We start from the raw sequence: 20,669 nt of genomic DNA on the forward strand, positions 1-20,669 counted from the left end.
CATAAACTAACGTGATTAACCGTTAGCTAAAACTCGTCTTGCTTCACGATAACGTGCATTCCAGTAGGACTCTTTCAGATTTGAAATCATCACACCGTTGCTGGTGGACGCATGAACAAACTGATCGTTGCCTAAATAAATACCGACGTGACGCCCTGTTGAGCCAGCACGGAACAGAACCAGATCACCCGGACGCAGTTTCGTGCGCTGAACTTTCTTGCCCTTTTCTTCCTGTTCATAAGTAGAACGAGGGAGATCCATACCAAATTGTTCGCGGAATGTTACCTGAACGAACGCTGAGCAATCGATACCACGCTTGCTGTCGCCGCCTAACCGATAACGAACGCCTTTCCAGTCAGCGTACTGATCCATAATTTTGGATTTAACGTTGACGCTACGAACCATTGCTTCGAATTCATCCTGAGAGGCTTGCAGTAGAAGACCGTCTTTGTCATTTACTGCACGCATATCAGTTTGTGCGCTTTCTGTGTTCGAAGAATGCATACCACTACACGCAGAGAGAAGAATTGCTGCGCCAATCGCGGGAATCATCCGCGTGATATATCTCAGAAACGGTTGAGACTTGACCATTATTGTTGTTATCCCTTGCTGTCCTTAACGATGAAATCGTTATTAAAATTGCCAAACGAAGCGAGACTACCTGCCACAATTAGTTGCGACAAACACCAGACCGGCAAAATGTGCGTTAGAGCACGTTTTTTCCTTCAAGACGGGTATTTTTGACACAATTCTATGAGGGCGATTTGGAGAGTACCGTAATGAATAAGGGATTGCGAGAGGTTTTACGGGATTTTTTATAAGAAATTGTGATGTAAGCTGATGTAAGTAATGATGTTAAAAACGATGGGTGATTTTTATACTAATTTGGGTTAAAACCGCATCACAAGCGGGTTCTACATGCATATTTCAGTAAAGTATATCCGGGAATTGTCTGAAAAAAACGTCAGGCAGATCATAAACATCTGCCTGACCATAACTTAATTATATGAATGCAAAATTACGCCGCTGTTTTAGGAATTTTTTTACCCGGCAATTTGCGCTCAAGCCAGTTAATCAACATATCGCTGGCCGGAGTCATCAGCCACCAGCTTGCGCCTACCAGGACGACTGACATAGAACCCACGGCAATATCCGTAAACCAGTGTGCTCCAATCATCACGCGCGGCAGCGAGAAGATAATGGTGATCAGCACCGCAACAACGAAAGCTGATTTACTCAGATAGCGCAGCATGAAGCAGGAAAAAATAATCAGCATCATGCCGTGGTCGCCCGGGAAGCTGTCAGCGGACGCATCTTTCGTCGGGATGCCGGTCAGCTTGCTCACACGGTTTACATCCGGGAAGCTCAGCGAAGGGCTTTTGTGACTGACCGGCAACAAATGGCCAAGCTGGTTAAGTACGACGGCGGTCAGCAGCATCACGACGCCAATGATGATGTAGCGGCGACGCCCGGCGCTATCTTGCTTCATGAAATAGCTCAGATAGAGCACACCCATTGCCAGCAAAGAGATCAGATCAAAGGCGCGGTTGTTAGTGACTGCTACAAGATGCAGGAACCACGCGTCCGTCGCCAGATGCTGGTTAAAGAAGAAGAATATCGATTTATCAATCGGGAACCAGAAGCCGTGGTTCGCGGGTAAATAGAAAGATAAAAACAGGGCAATACCTAAAACATTAAGTAGGAGGATTGCAGGAATATTTCGGCGCCACATATTTGAAGACCTATTCTTAGCAGGGTAACGATTAACGTAATGGGCGTTAACTTAATCCGTTTAACTTAAACGAATCTTCAACAAAGACGATTGTAAGGCATTCCACGGCACTTCTTTTTGCGTAATGAGCTCAATTCTGCTGTCTAAAGGGGCCATTGGCTTGGTTTCGATTTTCAGATCGTCGCCCTGGCGGTTGATCATCAGCGCGCCTTCTTTAATCCGAATTATTCCCTTCACGCGGTCAACCGGCGCGGTGCGCGCCCAGTCAAGAATTCCCGCCGTATCGAACACCGTTTCACCATCAAATATCCAGCCGCAACTGGTAAAACCGCCCGCTTCATTAAGCGCACGTCTCCAGCGCTGCTTTTCTGGCAGACTCAGAGCCGCCAGCCCGCGCTTTGAAACATGGGTGTGATGATGCCGGCCTTCCGGTAATTCGGTGTGATTAAGACGCGGCAAATCCAGCAGGCCAGGGTCAATCTCCCCCTGAGAAGCCACTACCAGGTGGCGTTCACGACCCTTTTCGTTAAACCATTTTTCCAACGCCTGCCGGTCATTTTCCTGTGCAACATCTGCTTTGTTCGCGACGATCACGTCCGCTGCGGCAAGCTGGTCGCGGAAGTTTTCATTTTCAACCACGCGCTGCTCACTCAGCTGGCGCGGATCGAGCAAACACAATGTGGCATTCAGCGTCAGCCAGTTGCTGTAAACATCAGAGGTTAGTAAAGAAAGGATCTGCTTCGGATGGCCCAGCCCTGTAGGTTCTATCAGCAACCGGTCAGGTTTCGCCTGCTGCAATAACATGTTCAGCCCGACCTGCATCGGTAAGCCGTTCACGCAGCACATGCATCCGCCGGGGATTTCCTTCAATACCGCGCCGCTGTCCGCCAGCAGTGCGCCGTCGATTCCAATCTCTCCGAACTCATTGACCAATACGGCCCATTTTTCACCTTCGGGTTTTTGAGCCAGCAGGTGGCGCAGCGTGGTGGTTTTACCGCTTCCCAGAAAGCCGGTGATCAGGTTGGTTTTGGTCATGAGTCACATCCTTTAAAAAATTCTCCCGCCAATGTGCAGCGACCCGTTAAGAAAATCCAGTTTTGTGCCGATTAATGACATGGATTGCTTATGTCCGACATGCGCCATCAACAGTTTATTTCACCGTTGGCAGTGCGAATTTGGTTAGATGCATTAATGTTAAATTGCGGTTATTAAAAAATTGCAATCAGGTTTTTCAAATGAGGGTGTTGCCATGAACAGAGTGAAATGGATGCTGTTTTTGGGAGTGATGGCCTCAGGGATGGCTTCGAATAGTTTTGCCGCGTCGAGCGGGACAATCCATTTTTATGGTGCGATTGTCGAAGAGGGTTGCAGCTTCGTCAACGGCGGAAACAAGGTCACCAGCAACTGCGAACGTGGTGCGAATAAACTCACACAAGTGCATACGATCGCTCCCGGTGCGTCTTCCGCATTTTCATTGCCGTTATCGATGGGGCAGGTGACCACGGAGCATGTCAATAATAATCCGCATCTTGCGATAATGACCGTGAACTACAACTGAAAAGCGTCAAAATACATTACGTTTTCTGACTGATTTATGAACGGTATTAAGTGCATGCTGAGTAATACCGGCTCATGAGGACAGACAACTTCCCCAACTGGCCGGCCCAATTTTGATCGGGCCGTCAGTTTTCTTCTCCCGACCTTTCCCTTTGTGCCGACATGTTATAATTTTCTCTCTTATTTCAGGCATCAGAGCATGTGATCAGTTGTCAGACCAATTGAGTACGTGCCACAGACAGGGCGAAAATATGCGACTTTATCAGGAGATTGGCGGTCATCTGCGCCGCGATATCCATGCCGGGAAATATATGCCCGGCGATCGTCTTCCTCCTGAACGTGACATTGCAGAATCTTATTCCGTCAGCCGCAGTGTGGTACGCGAAGCGCTGATTATGCTTGAGCTGGAGAAAATCGTCGAAGTGCGCAAAGGCTCCGGTGTGTATGTGCTGAATCAGCCTGAAAACACGCCGACGGAACTGGACAGCGGCTACGGCCCGTTCGAATTGTTGCAGGCGCGTCAGTTGCTGGAAAGCCAAGTGGCCGCTTTTGCCGCCATGCAGGCAACAAAAACGGACATTTTGCAGATGCGTGATGCGATTGATGCCCAGCGTGACTGCATTGCGCGCGGTGTAACGGATGAAGCAGAGGATCAGCGGTTTCATGCTTTGCTGGCGCAGGCATCTCAAAACAGTGTGCTGGTAAAACTGGTTGATGATCTCTGGCAGATCCGCCAGCGCAGTTCCATGTGGGAAGGTATTCATCAGCACGTGGTCGATACAAGCTACCATCAGATCTGGCTGCAGGATCATCAGACCATCTTGCAGGCGGTTTTGCGCCGGGATCCGAAAGCCGCAAAACAGGCGATGTGGCAGCATCTGGAAAACGTCAAAGATATGCTGTTACAGGTTTCGGATGCTGACGATCCGTCTTTTGATGGCTTCCTGTTTTCTTCAGTGCCGTCAGAATTAAATGACTGACCGGTTGCACCAATAAAAACGGCTGCCTGAGCAGCCGATTAGCGTTTCCCGTTTAAAGCCAGTCTTAACCGACGTATTTAGCGACCGTTTTCTTCGCGCCGATCCTTTGCAGGTCAGCATACGCAGCCTGAACAGCCTGCACGACTTTCTCTTCCTGCGGCAGTTGCTCGCCGAATACGCCGTTCAGCGCCAGCAGTGCTTTCACGCGTTCTTCACCGTCTGCGGTAGATGCCACGATTTCTGCCAGCGTCTCCGCCATCGGATCTTTAATTTCAATCGGCTGACCCGCATCATCGGTGCCGCCGACATAACGCATCCAGCCCGCCACGCCCAGCGCTAACAATTCATAAGAACCGCCGTTTTTGACATGCCAGCGGATTGAATCGAGCATACGTTGCGGCAGCTTCATCGTACCGTCCATAGCGATTTGCCAGGTGCGATGTTTCAGCGCCGGATTACAGTAACGTGCAATCAGGCTGTCGGCGTACGCGTTAAGGTCCACACCTTCAACGCTCAGCGTCGGTGCCTGCTCATGCAACATCAGGTGATGCGCGGCGGCCTGGTAATTAGCGTCTTCCATGCAATCGTTGATGTGCTGGTAACCGGCCAGATAACCCAGATAGGCCAGGAAAGAGTGGCTGCCGTTGAGCATACGCAACTTCATCTGCTCAAACGGCAAAACGTCGGACACCATCTGCGCACCGGCTTTCTCCCATTCAGGGCGACCTGCCACAAAGTTGTCTTCCACTACCCATTGAATGAACGGTTCACAGGCGATACCGCAAGGGTCGGTCACGCCACCGAGCGCTTCGGTGATTTCTTCCAGCGTGGTTTCAGTGGCTGCCGGAACAATGCGGTCAACCATGGTGCTTGGGAAGGAGACGTTTTCGGTGACCCATTTCGCCAGTTCTGAGGAGCGTGCATTCGCCATACCCAGCACGGCTTTTTTGACCACCAGACCGTTTTCAGGAATATTGTCGCAGCACAGCACCGTGAAGCCGGGAAGCCCGCGTTCATGACGCAAACGCAGTGCTTCAACTAACACGCCTGGCGCGGTACATGGCAACTGACCACCGGCCAGATCCTGCTGAATTTTCGGGTTTTGCAGATCCAGTTCGCCGGTGCCCGGCTCGATGCAGTACCCTTTTTCAGTGATAGTCAGTGAAACAATCGCCACCTGCGGTTCGGTCAGTTTCTCCAGCACGGCATCAAGCCCGTCAATGCCACCGTGGACGGATTCATGCGCAGAGCCAATGATAATCGCCTGATTGCCTTCCGCGCCTTTCTCCAGCACAGTAAACAGATGATCTTGCTGACGCAGACTTTTTATCAGCGTTTCATTGCCGAACAGGCTGATTTCGCAAATGCCCCAGTCTCCGCCCTGAAGATGTAAGACGCGGTTAGTGAGCAGCGCCTGGTGGGCACGGTGGAATGCGCCAAAGCCGAGATGAACGATACGGCTTTTCAGTGCATCGCGATCATAAGCAGGCAATGACACTGCTGCGGGCAGAGACGCTGTGGCAATAGTTTTCATGCAATACTCCAGGCAAGTCAGAAATAAATAATTGGTCAGGCCAAATTGGGGCTGTTTACGCGTCAGTTCAATTTTATGCTGGATAAAGCGACGATTTAAGCCGAAATCAGGGCTTCGAGTGTAAAGTCATATGATAGAAAGGGGAATTGGTAAGTCCGGACGGCCACTGATTTTGTGATGCAGATCGAGACTCTGCGCATTAATGGCAAAATCAGGGCAATAAAAAAGGAACGCCGGAGCGTTCCTTTCTACATCGGACGGGGCGCTGATTAATCCGCACGACCCATATAACGGCGTTCCGCGATATGAATACGGATTTTGTCGCCAGAGCTCAGGTATTCAGGCACCTGAATGCTCAGACCGGTCGCCATGACCGCTGGTTTGGTACGGGAGCTGGCAGACGCGCCTTTGATGCCCGGTGCCGTTTCAACGATTTCCAGATCCACCGTCTGTGGCATTTCCAGCGCCAGCAGCTGGCTGTCCAGCGTCAGAACCTGCATGCCCTGTAAACCTTCTTCAGGAATGAACAGCAGTTCGTCTTCGATCTGCGCCTTGTTAAAGGTGTACGGCGTGAAGTCTTCATCATCCATAAAGATGTATTCGTCGCCATCGACGTAAGAGAAGTTCACTTTACGACGGGTCAGGCTGACGGTATCGAGGATATCGTCGCCTTTGAAGCGTTCTTCTACTTTGCCGCCAGTACGTACATCAGCGAAACGCATTTTGTACAAGGTGCTGGCACCACGGGCGCTTGGGCTCTGAACATCAATATCTTTTACCAGCAGCAATTTGCCGTCGTAGTTCACAACGAAGCCGCGTTTAATTTCGTTAGCACGTGCCATATAAATAACCTGTCAGCAGAGAGATAAATAATTTGCGACACGTTACCCGCGCCGCTGATTTCAGGCAAGCAGATAGCGTAAAAAGAGTCGCGAAAACCTGCTTAATTGCGCATTTTTTATGTGTCATTTGCCAGCATGAAAAATGTTCGGGTTACCCTGTTAAAGGATAGTAAATATTTAGCTGGTGGCGCATACCGCCGCCTGCTATTGTCGCGCCTCAAAATGAGGCCTGAGGAGGCTGTTGATGGACTGTCGTACCGATTGCGGAGCCTGTTGCATAGCGCCTTCAATTTCCAGCCCGATCCCCGGAATGCCTGACGGAAAACCGGCGAATACCCGATGTGTGCAACTGGCTGATAATTTCCTGTGCAAGATTTTCACCTCACCGCTGCGCCCGAAAGTTTGCGCCAGCCTGCAGGCCAGTCGCGAAATGTGTTTTACCCATCGCGACCAGGCCCTGACATATCTGATTAAACTCGAAGCGGATACCGCGCCTTAAACGACAACTTCCGGCACTTCTTCTGCCGGCTTATCGACATTTTTCACATTCCAGATACACAACACCGAACCTACCACCATCGCCAGCGCGGCATAAAATACCGCATGGTATGTCCAGAACTGCGCAATCACACCCGCCAGAGAACCGGCAAGGATCCAGCCAGCACGCGTTGAATTGGTAAACAGTGTGGTCGCCGCACCGGCCTGACCCGGCATCAGATCCTGAAAATACAGCATCCCGATCCCTGCCAGAATGCCGATGAAAATCGCGTTCAGCAGCTGTAAAGCAATCAGCATGGCCGCGCCGGTGGTAAACAGAATGCAGCCATAGAAAATCACGCCCGCTACTACTGAAAAACGCATCAGGAAGCGCTTGCCGAGCTGCTTCGCCAGGTATCCGGCGATCAGCATGGTCGGAATTTCCAGACACGCTGCGCTGCCCATCAGCACGCCCGCCAGTTTTTCCGGCAACCCTAATTCACGCACCACGTAAAGCGGCATATTGATGAGGTAAATACTGTTGGCGGCCCACATCAGAGAACAGGCGATGAAAAGCATCAGCGTGTCGCGGCGGTTGCGGCGTGGCGCTTCCATCGTGACTGTGGTTTTGATGTGCGCTTTCGGCATGGACGGCAGGAACATATACACCATCACGGCGCAAAGCAGGAACGCCAGCGTGGCCGCGCAGTACATGAAGGTAAAACCAAAGCCCATAGACAGGGCAAAGGCCAGCGGCGGGCCGACGACCCAGGCCAGCGAAACCTGTGCCCGCAAAATTGAGCTGAACATCACCGCTTCACGGCCGGTTTTTTCGGAGTGCTCACGGGCTAACGCAAACATCTGCGGGTTCGCCGTCGAACCAAAACTCGACAGCAATACGCCGATAAACAGCAAAATGAAGTAATTTCGGTTGAAAGCGAACAGCACACACGCCAGCGCACCCAGAAGGCAGCAATACAAAATCAGCGTTTTGCGGTCACCGCGTTTGTCGGACCAGTTAGCCAGCAACTGGCTGACGAAAATGCCAATCACCGCACTGCCGGTAAAGAAAATACCCACCATGAACGGACTGACGTGAACCTGAGATGTCAGAAACAGGCTCAGCGTTGGTGTCTGTAACGCCCCTGCAATACCGGTCAGAAAAGCGATGATCAGAAAAGCGGTCGACGTCATGTCGGGTAAACGGCGGGCTGACGTTGTAGAAATTCGCATTAGATAAGTGAACCAGAAGTCGGGAAGGGAACGAAATTTGCGCGAATGTTACGTCAGTTTAAAAAAAACAAAAACAGGTTTTGATCATCAAAAATGTAAACCGGAGTGAATTTGCCATACTGAATAATAAAAGCGCACTTTGTGTCAAAAATAACCCTCTCGGGTTTATGTTATTCGCCCAGATCGTCATTACAAACCGGCGTCGGCTTGCGTCAGCTTTTCGCGTCAGCCTGACTTCAGCATTTGCGTTAAGTTAATCCACTCCGGGAGTCTCCGAGCAGTAAACTGTGCGTAGCATCAAAAAATTGTCACGCCAAATAAGGGAAAGCTTGATTTAAAAACAGGCCGGATTGAGACTCCCTGAAACGTTTCAGCGTCGTCAGCTTCTTTCGTGAAATTTGATGGCGCTCCTTTTTTCTCAGTAAAGCTGAAACGATTCAATTTCAGCAGGAGAGGAGAATTATGTTCCAACTGTCACAGCAAGATATTCATCTCGGTGCGGCTGCTAGCGATAAGCAGGAAGCAATTCGCCAGGTTGCAGCAGCACTGACGCAAGCGGGTCGCGTCAGCGAAGGCTATGTAGACGGCATGTTAGCGCGCGAGCTGCAAACTTCTACTTATCTGGGCAATGGCATCGCTATCCCTCACGGCACGACCGATACACGTGATCTGGTGCTCGATACCGGCGTTCAGGTTTTCCAGTTCCCGCAGGGTATTGCGTGGGGCGAAGGCCAGACCGCATATGTGGTTATCGGTATTGCCGCACGTTCTGACGAACACCTCGGTTTACTGCGTCAGCTGACGCACGTCTTAAGTGACGACAGCGTGGCCGACCGCCTGGCAAAAACAGATTCAGCTGAAGAATTACGCAGCCTGCTGATGGGCGAGAAAAATGCCGCTGAATTCCTGTTTGATACTCAGCTGATCGCCGTCGATGTGGCCGCCGAAAACCTGATCACCTTACAGGCGCTGAACGCAGGTCGCCTGAAAGAGATTGGCGCCGTGGACACCGCTTTTGTCAGCGACGTAATCAGCCGTAAACCGCTGAACCTCGGGCAGGGTATCTGGCTGAGCGACAGCACCGAAGGCAACCTGAAAAGTGCGGCTACCGTAAGTCGTGCTCAGCAGGGGTTTGATCTGGAAGGCGAAAAAGTTGCCATGCTGCTGACGATTTCAGTGGCAGATGACCAGCCGCTCAATGTGCTGAATTACCTCAGTGATTTGCTGATTGCCAACAAAGCTGAACGTTTGCTGACGGCAGACCCTGTGGGTGTGCTGGCACTGCTGACCAGCGAAGTCGAAGAACAAGCTAACGTGCTGACTGCGGAATACGTTATCCGTAACGAACACGGTTTGCATGCACGTCCTGGTACAGCTTTGGTCAACGTTATCAAACAGTTCAGCAGCGAAATCACAGTAACGAATCTTGATGGCAGCGGTAAACCTGCCAACGGCCGCAGCCTGATGAAAGTCGTGGCGCTGGGCGTGAAAAAAGGTCATCACCTGCGCTTTACCGCCAGCGGTGAAGATGCAGAACTTGCACTGAAAACCATCGGTGAAGCCATTGCCGAAGGTCTTGGGGAGGGCGCATGAGCCGCAGAGTCGCCACAATTACCTTAAACCCTGCGTACGATTTAGTGGGCTATGTGCCTGAAATCGAACGAGGTGAAGTGAATCTGGTGCAAACCACCGGTTTGCACGCCGCCGGTAAAGGCATCAACGTTGCGAAAGTGCTGAAAGATCTCGGCATCGACGTCACCGTGGGTGGTTTCCTCGGTAAAGAAAATCAGGACGGATTCCAGCTGTTATTCAGCGATCTCGGCATCGCCAACCGCTTCCAGGTGGTGAATGGCCGTACCCGTATCAACGTGAAACTGACCGAAAAAGACGGCGAAGTCAGCGACTTCAACTTCTCCGGTTTTAACGTAACGCCTGCCGACTGGGAACGTTTCGTCACGGATTCTCTCTCATGGCTGGGCCAGTTCGACATGGTTGCTGTCAGCGGAAGTCTGCCAGCGGGCGTTGATCCTGACGCATTCACCGACTGGATGAAACGCCTGCGTGCGCAGTGTCCCTGCATCATCTTTGACAGCAGCCGTGAAGCACTGGTGGCCGGTCTGAAAGCGGCGCCGTGGCTGGTAAAACCAAACCGCCGCGAACTGGAAATCTGGGCTGGTCGTAAACTGCCGGAACTGAGCGATGTGGTCGAAGCTGCGCACGCTTTGCGTGATCAGGGCATTGCCCACGTGGTGATTTCACTGGGTGCTGAAGGTGCCTTGTGGGTTAACGCATCCGGTGCGTGGATTGCCAAACCGCCAGCTTGTGAAGTCGTCAGCACGGTCGGTGCCGGTGATTCCATGGTCGGTGGCCTGATCTACGGCTTGCTGATGCGTGAATCCAGTGAACATACGCTGCGACTGGCAACGGCTGTTGCCGCCCTGGCTGTGAGCCAGAGTAATGTCGGTGTCACCGATCGTCCGCAGCTCGCGGCGATGATGGCCCGTGTTGACCTGAAACCCTTTTAATCCGCAGGAGGCAGAATGAAAACGCTGCTGATGATAGACAGTTCGCTCGGACAGGCTCGCAGCCATCTGGCGAAAAATTTGCTTGCTGCCGCTGCTGTGAAAGCAGGGCATCAGGTCGTTGAACAGGCTGCTGACGCTGAAATCGTCATTGTTGCCGGTGAAACTGTGCCAAACGACGCCGCTCTGACCGGCAAAAATATTTACACCGGCGATGTGGCGGATGCCGTGCGTGATCCGCAGTCCTTCCTGCAACGTGCGCTGACCGAAGCCAAACCTTATGTCGCACCGGTTGCGGCAGCAGCCGCTCCTGCGGCGGGCGGTCCGAAACGTATCGTTGCTATCACAGCTTGTCCGACCGGTGTTGCACACACCTTTATGGCAGCTGAAGCGATTGAAAGCGAAGCGAAAAAACGTGGCTGGTGGGTCAAGGTTGAAACCCGCGGTTCCGTGGGCGCAGGCAATGCCATTACACCAGAAGAAGTTGCAGCGGCCGATCTGGTGATCGTCGCGGCTGACATCGAAGTGGATCTGGCGAAATTTGCCGGTAAGCCGATGTACCGCACCTCTACCGGTCTGGCACTGAAAAAGACCAAACAGGAACTGGACAAAGCACTGGTCGAAGCTGAGCTTTTCCAGCCTGCGGCGCAGGGTGCAGCATCTGGCATTAAGAAGAAAGAAGCGGGCGGCGCAGGCCCGTACCGTCACCTCCTGACCGGCGTGTCTTACATGCTGCCAATGGTGGTTGCGGGGGGGCTTTGTATCGCGCTGTCATTTGTTTTCGGTATCAAAGCCTTTGAAGTGAAAGGCACGCTGGCCGCTGCGCTGATGCAAATCGGTGGCGCTTCTGCTTTCGCGCTGATGGTGCCGGTTCTGGCCGGTTTTATTGCCTTCTCCATCGCTGACCGTCCGGGTCTTACGCCGGGTCTTATCGGTGGCATGCTGGCAGTGAGCACGGGTGCCGGTTTCCTCGGCGGTATTATTGCCGGTTTCCTGGCGGGTTATGTGGCGAAAGCCATCAGCGGTAAGCTGAAATTACCGCAAAGTATGGAAGCGCTGAAACCTATCCTGATTATTCCGCTGGTTGCGAGTCTGATTACCGGTCTGGTGATGATTTATGTGGTTGGTACGCCGGTCGCTAAAATCATGGCGGGTCTGACAGCATGGTTGCAATCTCTGGGTACAGCGAATGCGGTTCTGCTTGGCGCAATCCTGGGTGCAATGATGTGTACCGACATGGGTGGCCCGGTGAACAAAGCCGCTTACGCGTTCGGCGTGGCACTGTTGAGTTCCTCCGTCTACGCACCAATGGCCGCTATCATGGCTGCGGGTATGGTTCCACCGCTGGCGATGGGGCTGGCAACATTGCTGGCGCGTCATAAGTTTGAGCAAAGTGAACGTGAAGGTGGTAAAGCCGCGCTGGTGTTGGGACTGTGCTTTATCTCTGAAGGTGCGATTCCGTTCGCAGCCCGTGACCCGATGCGTGTTCTGCCATGCTGTATCGCGGGTGGCGCGCTGACCGGTGCTCTGTCGATGGCATTCCACGCGCAACTGATGGCACCACACGGTGGCCTGTTCGTTCTGCTGATCCCTGGTGCTATCACACCGGTTCTCGGTTATCTGGTGGCGATTATCGCCGGTACGGTTCTGGCAGGCGGTGCTTACGCGGTTCTGAAACGTTCAGATGCTGCGTTAGCCGCGAAAGCTGCATAACAGTAAATTGATAAAAACAAAAAGGCGCGACATGTGAATGTCGCGCCTTTTTTATTGCTGCGCCCTGCGCGAAGGGGGCGGGCGGGTTTATGCCGCTGCTTCGTCGTTATCCGCTGTCTGTTGTGCTTTCAGCCAGGCAATTTCATCTTTCCAGATATCCGGATTGACCGTTTCGAGGATCATCGGGATGCCATCGAAACGCGCATCTTTCATCATCCAGCTGAACACGGTATTGCCGATATTGCCTTCACCGAGGCTGTGATGGCGGTCGACACGGCTGTTGAATTCGCTTTTCGCGTCGTTCAGGTGCATACCGCGCAGATATTTAAAACCGACTACCTCTTCGAAATGTTTGAAGGTTCTCTCGCATTCTTCCACGGTACGCAGGTCATAACCTGCGGCGAATGCGTGGCAGGTATCGATGCAGACACCGACGCGGCTTTTATCTTCCACACCGTCGATAATTTTCGCCAGATGCTCAAAGCGGAAACCGAGATTGCTGCCCTGACCGGCAGTGTTTTCGATAACGGCAGTGACGCCTTTGGTTTTATCCAGAGCAATATTCAGTGATTCAGAAATCAGTTCGAGGCATTTATCTTCCTCGATTTGCATCAGATGGCTGCCAGGATGGAAGTTCAGCAGCGACAAACCCAGCTGCTCGCAGCGCTGTAATTCATCAAGGAATGCTTCGCGGGATTTTTCCAGCGCTTCAGTCACCGGATGCCCGAGGTTAATCAGATAACTGTCATGCGGTAAAATCTGGTTGCTTTTATAGCCGTATTTTTCACAAGCCAGTTTGAATTTTTCAATCACATCTTCCGGCAATGGCGCGGCTTTCCACTGACGCTGATTCTTGGTGAAAAGCGCAAAAGCCGTGGCTTCCAGCTCATGTGCGCGCAATACCGCCTGATCGACACCACCGGCTGCACTGACGTGTGCTCCCACAAACTTCATTTTTGCTCCTCAGTTATTCATCGCGTTTATCAACGAATGATAGCGCCTCCGGACAGGAGGCGCAGCATCGGAGTGTTAAAAGCCGCAACATCAGCTAAAAATGTGCTGAACCAGCTGGTTGATACCGGCACCGCCGACAATCAGCCAGATGAACAGGATTGCCGCCAGCAGCATCGGTTTCAGCCCCGCCTGACGCAGCGCGCTCATGTGCGTTGTCAGCCCGAGCGCCGCCATCGCCATCGCCAGTAACACGGTATCAAGCGTAATCAGCGGCGGTATCCAGCTGTGCGGCAGAATATTCAGCGAATTGAACGCTGCCACCAGAATAAACAGCAGGGCAAACCACGGAATAGTGATATTGCGCAGACCGGCATTCTGGCCGCCTTGCTGAACTTCGCGGCGGGATTTCCAGCCAGAGAGCAGCAGCAGGAACGGCGCCAGCATCATGACGCGGATCATCTTGGCGATCACCGCGGCATTTTCAGCATCCGGGCTGACACCCTGACCGGCGGCCACGACCTGCGCGACTTCATGCACTGTCGAACCGGTGTAAATCCCAAACTGTGACGCGGTGAAACTCAGCCAGTGATATTGCTCATTCAGATGCCATAACCACGGATAGAGGAAGATGGCCGTTGTCCCGAAGATAACCACTGTGGCTACCGCGACGGTGACTTTTTCCGCTTTGGCATCCAGCACCGGTTCCGTCGCCATTACGGCGGCTGCCCCACAGATACTGCTACCTGCGCCAATCAGCATCGATGTATCGCGGTCTAATTTAAACACCCGTTGCCCGAGCCAGCAGGCAAGGGCGAAGGTGGAGCACAACATCATGGCGTCAATCAGAATGCCGGTTGCGCCGACATCAGCGATTTGCGCGAACGTCAGGCGCATACCGTAGAGGATAATCCCCAGGCGCAGCAGACGCTGTTTTGCCAGCGAGACACCGCTGTCGCACCAGGGCTTTGCGGCTGGATAAACCGTGTTGCCGACCACCATGCCGATGACAATCGCCAGCGTGAGCGCGCTCAGACCGAGATGGCTCAGGGCCGGGAAATTGCTTAACCAGACCGCCAGTCCGGTAATGGCGCCGGTCAGTGCCAGGCCAGGGAGCAGGCGGCTGTAACCGCCCCGTTTTTGCAGCGCAGGCTGGTCAACATCATGTTTAAGCGCGTCGCTTTTATGCAGTGAAAATTGGGTCATCGTCCGTTCCTCGTTCAGGAGTGATGACATAAGGCTACGCTGCGCTTATATAAAAATGAAATAGATTATAACTTTATAACCTATCTGAAAAACTGGTATAAAGAATTCATTCAAAAGAGACCTGCAAGGCGAGGGTCTATACTAAAAAGAACAAGCGTGCAGTCAGGCGCATGAGAACAGCGGGACATTTATGCACATAACATTGCGACAACTTGAAGTTTTCGCCGAGGTGCTGAAAAGCGGTTCGACCACGCAGGCGTCGGTTGTGCTTTCATTATCACAATCGGCGGTCAGCGCGGCGCTGGCCGATATCGAAGGGCAGCTCGGCGTGCAGTTATTTGACCGTGTCGGAAAGCGTCTGGTAATTAATGAGCATGGGCGTTTGCTGTACCCGAAAGCGCTGGCATTGCTGGAACAGGCGGGGGAAATAGAGCGTCTGTTTAATCAGGATAACGGTTCGCTGCGCATTGGGGCCAGCAGCACCATCGGCAATTACATGCTTCCGGCGATGATTGCCGGTTACCGGCTGGATTTCCCTGATACGCCGCTGGAACTGAATGTCGGCAACACTAACGACGTCATCAATGCGGTGGCCGATTTTCGTGTCGATCTGGGGCTTATCGAAGGCCCGTGTCAGATGCCGGAGCTGATCACTCAGCCCTGGCTGGACGATGAACTGGTGGTGTTCGTTGCCCCCGAAAATCCGCTGGCGGGGCAGGTTGTTTCCCTCGAATCGCTGGCGCGTGAACCGTGGATCTTGCGTGAGCGTGGTTCCGGTACACGCGAAGTACTCGATCACCTGCTGTTGCCGCAGTTGCCCGATTTTAATCTGGTGATGGAGCTGGGCAATTCTGAAGCCATCAAGCATGCCGTGCGTCACGGAATCGGTATCAGTTGTCTTTCACGACGGGTGATTGCGGAGCAGCTGGCCAGCGGTTCGCTGGTGGAAATCCGCCTGCCGGTCGCGCCGCTGGTGCGCAAACTTTACCTTATACATCATCGCCAGAAACACATTTCCGGTGCCTTATCGCGCTTTCTGACCTATTGCCGCGAAGCCCTATAACGGTCTTTCGCTAATGATCGACGGCCTGTTATGAAGGTGTCTTATAACAGGTCGTTCCTGCTATTCAGAGCGGCAGGTTTTGCTACAATCCGCGCTTAAATTTCCACATGACGAGCGGATATAGGGTAAAAATGGCTCAACAACCTACAAAAAATACGCAGGTGGCACCCACACTGCGTCGCGAGCTGAAGGCACGTCACTTAACGATGATCGCCATCGGCGGTTCAATTGGTACGGGTTTATTCGTCGCATCTGGTGCGACCGTTTCACAGGCAGGGCCGGGTGGCGCGCTGCTCTCCTACGCATTAATTGGCATCATGGTTTACTTCCTGATGACCAGTCTCGGTGAACTGGCGGCGTTCATGCCGGTATCCGGCTCATTCTCCACATACGGTTCCCGTTATGTTGAGGAAGGCTTCGGTTTCGCACTCGGCTGGAACTACTGGTACAACTGGGCAGTCACCATCGCGGTTGACCTGGTTGCCTCACAACTGGTGATGAACTACTGGTTCCCGGACACGCCGGGCTGGATCTGGAGCGCCTTGTTCCTTGGCCTGATTTTCCTGCTGAACTACATCTCTGTTCGCGGTTTCGGCGAAGCAGAATACTGGTTCTCGCTGATCAAAGTGGTCACCGTCATCATCTTTATCGCCGTGAGCGTGCTGATGATCACCGGCATTATGCGCGGCGGCGAAACGGCTGGCTGGCATAACTGGGCTATCGGCGATGCGCCATTTGCGGGCGGTTTTGCCTCGATGATAGGCGTGGCGATGATAGTCGGCTTCTCCTTCCAGGGTACTGAACTGATTGGCGTTGCAGCCGGTGAATCTGAAAACCCGGGCAAAAACATCCCGCGTGCGGTTCGTCAGGTATTCTGGCGTATCCTGCTGTTCTATATTCTGGCGATCCTGGTGATCAGCCTGATCATTCCTTATACCGATCCGAATCTGCTGCGTAACGAAGTCGGCGATATCTCGGTCAGCCCGTTCACGCTGGTGTTCCGCAATGCCGGTCTGCTGTCCGCTGCGGCGGTGATGAATGCGGTTATCCTGACAGCCGTGCTGTCAGCCGGTAACTCCGGGATGTACGCCTCTACCCGTATGCTGTTTACGCTGGCAAGCGAAGGCAAAGCGCCACGCATGTTCGCCAAACTGTCGAAAGGCGGGGTGCCACGTAACGCACTGTATGCGACCACGATTGTGGCGGCGTTGTGCTTCCTGAGCTCAATGTTTGGTAATCAGACCGTTTACCTGTGGCTGCTGAACACCTCGGGTATGACCGGCTTTATCGCCTGGCTCGGCATTGCTGTCAGCCATTACCGCTTCCGTCGTGGTTATGTTTCACAAGGGCGTGACCTGAAGAGACTGCCTTACCTTTCTGGCTTCTTCCCGTTCGGTCCGATCTTCGCCTTTGTTTTGTGTCTGATCATTACGCTGGGGCAAAACTATCAGGCGTTTATGAAAGACACCATTGACTGGTATGGCGTGGCGGCGACTTACATCGGCCTGCCGTTGTTCCTGACCATCTGGTTCGGCTACAAGCTGACCAAAGGCACTAAAGTGGTGAAATACAGCGAAATGGAATTCCCGGATCACGTCGATAAGTAACCGGCTGGGTTTTGGAGATATTCATATCGTTGAAAAGCGGAGCTCAGACTCCGCTTTTTTATGCCTGCGATTCAGTAAAGGAGAGCAGAAAACATCATGCTTTGTTACCGCTGCGTTTAATGTCTGCGTCTGATAGGTTTTGCAAAATACATTGATAATTATTATCATTTGTTCCCTTTCTTTGGGAATAGCAGAATATCTGTTCCCGCCGTAAGTTTTTAACTTAATGAGATTGAAGCGAAAATGAGTGCAACTACCGAACCCGCGCTGGCGGTGAAAGGCAACGCCCCGGACGGCGTGATGGGGCGATACCAGAATATCGTACGCCGCCGTCTGTTAATCATGCTGGTCCTCGTGCTGGCGATCGTCGTCTCGCTGGTGATTGATTTCATTATGGGACCTTCGGGGTTGTCGCTCGGTACGCTGTGGAAAACCCTGTTTGATGCGGCAGCAGCCGATCCGGGGACGCGCGTGATTGTCTGGGATATCCGGTTGCCTTACGCGCTGATGGCGGTGGCGGTAGGCATGTCGCTGGGTCTTGCCGGTGCGGAAATGCAGACCATCCTGAATAACCCGCTGGCCAGTCCGTTTACACTGGGCGTATCTTCTGCTGCGGCGTTCGGTGCAGCGCTGGCGATTGTGCTGGGTATTGGTATTCCGGGTATTCCCGATCAGTGGTTTATCTCTGCTAACGCCTTTATTTTTGCCTTGCTGGCCGCCCTGATGCTTGATGGCATCACCCGCTGGACACGTGTCGCCAGTTCCGGCGTGGTGCTGTTTGGTATTGCGCTGGTATTTACCTTCAATGCACTGGTTTCACTGATGCAGTTTATCGCCACCGAAGACACCTTACAGGGGCTGGTTTTCTGGACGATGGGCAGTCTGGCGCGTGCGTCGTGGGTGAAACTGGGCGTAATGCTGCTGGCATTCCTGGTTCTGTTGCCGTGGTCGATGATGAGCGCGTGGAAGCTGACGGCGCTGCGTCTGGGCGAAGATCGCGCGGTAAGCTTTGGTATCGACGTGCGCCGTTTGCGCCTCGGCACCTTGCTGCGCATCAGTATTCTTTCCGCACTGGCGGTGGCCTTTGTCGGCCCGATTGGTTTCATCGGTCTGGTGGCGCCGCACATCGCCCGTCTGATGTTCGGTGAAGATCACCGTTTTTATCTGCCAGCCAGCGCGCTGATTGGCGCGCTGGTGCTTTCAATGGCGTCGGTGGCCTCTAAAAATCTGGTGCCGGGCGTCATCATTCCGGTGGGGATCGTCACCTCGCTGGTCGGCGTGCCGTTCTTCCTGAGTATTATTCTTCGTCACCGCGGGAACGTCTGATGTCAGCAATGCTCGAAACTCAAACTGAAGATTTATTGAATGCCGCCACGCAGGGGCTGCAAATCCGCGATTTCAACGCGGGCTACCCGAAGCGTCATGTCATCCGCAATCTTAATGTCCCTATGTTGCCGCGTGGTAAAATCACCGTGCTGCTCGGGCCAAACGGCAGCGGTAAATCGACATTACTGCGCTCACTCGCCGGGCTTAACCGCGCTCAAGGGCAGTTGCTGCTCGACGGCCATGACTTAATGCCGATGCCTTTTGCCCGTCGTGCCGAACAGGTCGTTTATCTTCCGCAAACCTTGCCAGCGGGTGTGCATCTGCATGTGCTGGAATCTATTATCGTGGCGCAGCGGGCATCCGGCGGTAAGGGAAAAGCTTCGCAAGGCACCGATAAAGTGATGACGCTGCTGCGTCAGCTGGGTATCGAGCATCTGGCGCTAAGTTATCTCGATCAGCTTTCCGGCGGCCAGAAACAGCTGGTCGGCCTGGCGCAATCGCTGATCCGCCAGCCTTCATTACTGCTGCTCGATGAACCGCTCAGTGCACTCGATCTTAACTACCAGTTTCACGTCATGGATCTGGTCCGCAAGGAAACGCAGAAGCGCAATATTGTCACCGTAGTCGTTGTGCATGACATCAATATCGCCCTGCGCCACGGCGACCGCGTGCTGATGCTCAAAGACGGCAATCTGATTGCCGATGGAGAACCGGAAAACGTGATCACCCCTGAAAGTCTGGCACGTGTTTACGGCGTACGGGGGCGGATTGAGCGTTGCTCGCAGGGGACACCGCAGATTTTGATTGACGGGCTGGTAGGGGATATTGGGTAATTTTGTGGGTTGCCACCCACACGGGCTTTAAATTCAAATTCAAATTCAAGGTCGTGGGCGTCGGCCCACACCGACTTGGGGGGCGGCCTGTCGCCGCCTTCCCCTCTGGTCGGTTTCGGCGCAGCGCGATAAGTGATCGCTGCGCTTAAAAAAACCGAAATATTCTCGATCAAGCCCTCGCTGCAAGTGAAAGATTTGTCAGCTTTCTAAAAGCCTATTTCCCGTTCCACGCCTTCAGATTCTGATCCCGCGCATTCAGTTTTTGCTCAGGTGTTAGCTTGTTGTAATCCTTCGCCAGACCACTTTCCCAGTCGCCATACAGCGGATTTGGCAGCACGATATATTGCGTGCCGAAGTGCTGGTGGTTCTGATTCACAAACGCGCGGCGTTGTTCGTTGCCCTGATGATAAGTCGCGGAACCAAAGTCATTCAGGTTGTCACCGATGTAAATCACCACGTGATAACCCGCGGCTTTAATGGAATCGAAACGGGCCTGTTTGTTTGAGGTATCTGAACTCAACAACATGGTTTTTTCATTGGCGCCGGTAAAGCCCAGGCGGTTCATGTTGTCGAGTGTCGCGGCGTATTCGCTGGTTTTACGGTTAGACACGTAGAACATCGTGCCGCCGTGGGTGTTGACGTAATTAGCAAATTCAACCGCGCCGGGCACGGCTGTAGCCTGACGGGCTGCCGTCCACTGGGACCAGGTTTTGCTGTCGAATGGCTTATTCGCTTTCACCTGCCACGCACTGTACGCGCTGTTATCAAGCATGGTTTCATCAAGATCGACGACGACGGCTTTCTTCTGTCCTGCCAGCGGCTGGGCGTTATCAAACGCCATCTTCGCCGTGTTGAATGCCTGATAGGCCAGCGCCTGATATTCGCCAGATTGCTGGAACCAGTTCAGCGCCATCACCGACTGATCGTTCAGTTTCTGTTGGGCATCCGGTTTTTGCTGCGCACAGCCGCTGAGGGCCAGCATGATTAAGGCACTGGTGGTGCAAAGCGAAATTTTATTCATTGGTCATCCCTATGCTTGTTAAGAAAGATTCGCATTCATGAAAATCGTTAAAACTGTAGCAGATTCAGCGGG

The 20,669-nt window shown here is 53.0% G+C and carries 19 protein-coding genes; 10 read left to right on the forward strand and 9 right to left on the reverse strand.

Going from position 1 to position 20,669, the window contains the following annotated elements:
• Positions 1–15: 15 nt before the first annotated feature.
• The 3 genes from mepS to J1784_RS06795 all read right to left on the reverse strand — a co-directional run bounded on the left by mepS (position 16) and on the right by J1784_RS06795 (position 2,767).
• The gene (gene mepS / locus J1784_RS06785) at positions 16–591 is read right to left on the reverse strand and encodes a bifunctional murein DD-endopeptidase/murein LD-carboxypeptidase (protein ID WP_120131317.1); all 576 of its coding nucleotides are present in this window, start codon (positions 589–591) and stop codon (positions 16–18) included.
• Positions 592–1,018: 427 nt separating this feature from the next.
• A complete protein-coding gene (locus J1784_RS06790; RefSeq protein WP_217148547.1) occupies positions 1,019–1,732 on the reverse strand; it encodes a phosphatase PAP2 family protein in 714 nt (237 codons plus the stop codon).
• A gap of 60 nt (positions 1,733–1,792) precedes the next feature.
• Positions 1,793–2,767: a CobW family GTP-binding protein gene (locus J1784_RS06795; RefSeq protein WP_217148548.1), complete on the reverse strand. Its 975-nt coding sequence runs from the start codon at positions 2,765–2,767 to the stop codon at positions 1,793–1,795.
• Between the two features lie 214 nt (positions 2,768–2,981).
• On the opposite strand from J1784_RS06795, the gene J1784_RS06800 reads away from it, so the two are divergent.
• On the forward strand, positions 2,982–3,290 hold the full coding sequence (locus J1784_RS06800) for a hypothetical protein (protein WP_217148549.1): 309 nt from the start codon (positions 2,982–2,984) through the stop codon (positions 3,288–3,290).
• 250 nt (positions 3,291–3,540) lie between these two features.
• Complete coding sequence (locus J1784_RS06805) at positions 3,541–4,269, forward strand: FCD domain-containing protein (RefSeq protein WP_217148550.1); 729 nt, start codon at positions 3,541–3,543, stop codon at positions 4,267–4,269.
• 64 nt (positions 4,270–4,333) lie between these two features.
• On the opposite strand, the gene J1784_RS06810 is transcribed toward J1784_RS06805, so the two are convergent.
• Positions 4,334–5,803 (reverse strand): mannitol dehydrogenase family protein, encoded by a 1,470-nt coding sequence (locus J1784_RS06810; RefSeq protein WP_217148551.1) that lies wholly within the window; start codon positions 5,801–5,803, stop codon positions 4,334–4,336.
• A 269-nt stretch (positions 5,804–6,072) separates the two neighbouring features.
• Positions 6,073–6,645, reverse strand: coding sequence for an elongation factor P-like protein YeiP (gene yeiP, locus J1784_RS06815; RefSeq protein ID WP_095922781.1), 573 nt, complete (start codon positions 6,643–6,645; stop codon positions 6,073–6,075).
• A gap of 244 nt (positions 6,646–6,889) precedes the next feature.
• On the opposite strand from yeiP, the gene J1784_RS06820 reads away from it, so the two are divergent.
• A complete protein-coding gene (locus tag J1784_RS06820) occupies positions 6,890–7,144 on the forward strand; it encodes a YkgJ family cysteine cluster protein (protein WP_095922780.1) in 255 nt (84 codons plus the stop codon).
• Here the strand turns inward: J1784_RS06820 and J1784_RS06825 are convergent.
• The gene (locus J1784_RS06825; protein ID WP_217148552.1) at positions 7,141–8,355 is read right to left on the reverse strand and encodes a sugar efflux transporter; all 1,215 of its coding nucleotides are present in this window, start codon (positions 8,353–8,355) and stop codon (positions 7,141–7,143) included. The two genes, J1784_RS06820 and J1784_RS06825, sit on opposite strands and share 4 nt — an antisense overlap.
• Positions 8,356–8,817: 462 nt before the next feature.
• Between J1784_RS06825 and fruB the strand changes: the two genes are divergently transcribed.
• Genes fruB through fruA form a run of 3 tightly spaced genes read left to right on the forward strand, consistent with a single transcriptional unit; the run spans position 8,818 to position 12,590 of the window.
• Entirely contained in the window at positions 8,818–9,948 is a 1,131-nt protein-coding gene (gene fruB / locus J1784_RS06830) for a fused PTS fructose transporter subunit IIA/HPr protein (protein WP_217148553.1), read from the forward strand.
• Entirely contained in the window at positions 9,945–10,880 is a 936-nt protein-coding gene (fruK, locus tag J1784_RS06835) for a 1-phosphofructokinase (RefSeq protein WP_056778537.1), read from the forward strand. Before fruB ends, fruK begins: the two co-directional genes overlap by 4 nt.
• Positions 10,881–10,895: 15 nt before the next feature.
• Positions 10,896–12,590 (forward strand): PTS fructose transporter subunit IIBC, encoded by a 1,695-nt coding sequence (gene fruA / locus J1784_RS06840; RefSeq protein ID WP_217148554.1) that lies wholly within the window; start codon positions 10,896–10,898, stop codon positions 12,588–12,590.
• An 87-nt stretch (positions 12,591–12,677) separates the two neighbouring features.
• Here fruA and nfo read toward each other — a convergent pair whose 3' ends face one another.
• Positions 12,678–13,544: a deoxyribonuclease IV gene (nfo, locus tag J1784_RS06845; RefSeq protein ID WP_217148555.1), complete on the reverse strand. Its 867-nt coding sequence runs from the start codon at positions 13,542–13,544 to the stop codon at positions 12,678–12,680.
• A 90-nt stretch (positions 13,545–13,634) separates the two neighbouring features.
• Positions 13,635–14,747 (reverse strand): YeiH family protein, encoded by a 1,113-nt coding sequence (locus J1784_RS06850; RefSeq protein WP_238485420.1) that lies wholly within the window; start codon positions 14,745–14,747, stop codon positions 13,635–13,637.
• Between the two features lie 190 nt (positions 14,748–14,937).
• Here J1784_RS06850 and yieE point away from each other — a divergent pair, with 190 nt between their 5' ends.
• From yieE to J1784_RS06870, 4 genes are all read left to right on the forward strand, one after another.
• Positions 14,938–15,810 carry a DNA-binding transcriptional regulator YeiE gene (gene yieE / locus J1784_RS06855; RefSeq protein ID WP_217148556.1) on the forward strand — a complete coding sequence of 291 codons (873 nt, stop codon included), beginning with the start codon at positions 14,938–14,940 and terminating at the stop codon, positions 15,808–15,810.
• A gap of 131 nt (positions 15,811–15,941) precedes the next feature.
• Positions 15,942–17,417, forward strand: coding sequence for an amino acid permease (locus tag J1784_RS06860; RefSeq protein WP_217148557.1), 1,476 nt, complete (start codon positions 15,942–15,944; stop codon positions 17,415–17,417).
• A 243-nt stretch (positions 17,418–17,660) separates the two neighbouring features.
• A complete protein-coding gene (locus J1784_RS06865; RefSeq protein ID WP_112287858.1) occupies positions 17,661–18,743 on the forward strand; it encodes a FecCD family ABC transporter permease in 1,083 nt (360 codons plus the stop codon).
• Complete coding sequence (locus J1784_RS06870) at positions 18,743–19,576, forward strand: ABC transporter ATP-binding protein (RefSeq protein ID WP_217148558.1); 834 nt, start codon at positions 18,743–18,745, stop codon at positions 19,574–19,576. Before J1784_RS06865 ends, J1784_RS06870 begins: the two co-directional genes overlap by 1 nt.
• A 214-nt stretch (positions 19,577–19,790) precedes the next feature.
• Here J1784_RS06870 and J1784_RS06875 read toward each other — a convergent pair whose 3' ends face one another.
• A complete protein-coding gene (locus J1784_RS06875) occupies positions 19,791–20,597 on the reverse strand; it encodes a 5'-nucleotidase, lipoprotein e(P4) family (protein WP_120131330.1) in 807 nt (268 codons plus the stop codon).
• Between the last annotated feature and the right edge of the window lie 72 nt (positions 20,598–20,669).

This window comes from Rahnella ecdela (assembly GCF_019049625.1).
Taxonomy (GTDB): domain Bacteria; phylum Pseudomonadota; class Gammaproteobacteria; order Enterobacterales; family Enterobacteriaceae; genus Rahnella; species Rahnella ecdela.